Annotated in this window: 2 tRNA genes; both read left to right on the forward strand. The window is 46.0% G+C overall.

Annotated features, from left to right (window positions below):
• Positions 1–10 precede the first annotated feature (10 nt).
• Positions 11–87 (forward strand) — tRNA-Arg (locus tag KNP62_RS15515).
• Between the two features lie 11 nt (positions 88–98).
• A tRNA-Ile gene (locus KNP62_RS15520) sits at positions 99–175 on the forward strand.
• The last annotated feature ends 97 nt before the right edge of the window (positions 176–272 follow it).

Here is a 272-nt window from a genome sequence, read left to right on the forward strand (position 1 = left end):
CGCACCATATGCACCCTTAGCTCAGCTGGATAGAGCGTTAGACTACGAATCTAAAGGCCGGGAGTTCGAATCTCTCAGGGTGCACCATTCTTTTTTATGGGCCTATAGCTCAGCCGGTTAGAGCGCACGCCTGATAAGCGTGAGGTCGGTGGTTCGAGTCCACTTAGGCCCACCATTTAAACTGACGAACTTTGAAAACTGAACGATGAGGCAAAAATAAGTTTTACAATTTTTGAATGAAGCGCAAGCTTCGTCAATTTAAGAGCTATATC

The sequence above is a fragment of the Exiguobacterium sp. s183 genome (genome assembly GCF_018617655.1).
In the GTDB taxonomy this organism is placed as follows: Bacteria; Bacillota; Bacilli; order Exiguobacteriales; family Exiguobacteriaceae; genus Exiguobacterium; species Exiguobacterium aestuarii_A.